The 500-nt window shown below is 77.8% G+C and carries 1 pseudogene; it reads right to left on the bottom strand.

The features are described 5' to 3' along the window. A pseudogene (locus tag HH311_RS30805) lies at nt 1–500 on the bottom strand (cytochrome); the annotation flags it as partial.

The following is a 500-nucleotide window of genomic DNA, read 5'->3' as shown; positions in this document are numbered from 1 at the left end:
GGCCCGGGACGCTTCGTCGGTCGCGGCGAGCCCGGCCAGGTGATCCCGCGCCGCGCCGGGGGGCAGGGACTCGGCGAGCGCGGTCAGCTGCGGGCGGGTCGCGACGTCCTGCAGCTCCACACAGCCGGCGAGGATCCCCAGCAGCGGGTACGGCGTCCCGGTCGGCAGGTGGGTGGGGGCGCCGGCGGCGGCGTCGATGGTGACGAACTGGCCGGCGTCGAGCCCGAACCGGGCGATCACCCGGTTCAACAAGCCCACGTCGTTGCGGGGCAGCACCCCCAGGTGATCCCCGGTGCGGTAGCTGGTGCCCGCCGGCAGCGCCACCTCCACGTGGCGCACCGACCGGCCCCCGGGCTGCCCGGCGCGCGCGGTCAGTTCCCGGTTGGTGACCACGGTGGCCGGGACCGCGGCGAACGAGCGCACCACCGGCGACGCGCCGCGCCGCTGCTCCAACGACACCCGCAGCCGCGGCCCCGCGACGGTCGCCTCCGCGTCCCCGA

It is taken from the genome of Actinomycetospora sp. TBRC 11914, from assembly GCF_012933465.1.
GTDB lineage: Bacteria > Actinomycetota > Actinomycetes > Mycobacteriales > Pseudonocardiaceae > Actinomycetospora.
The sequence above is the reverse complement of the archived record's forward strand: the minus strand, read 5'-3'. Positions and strand labels throughout refer to the sequence as shown.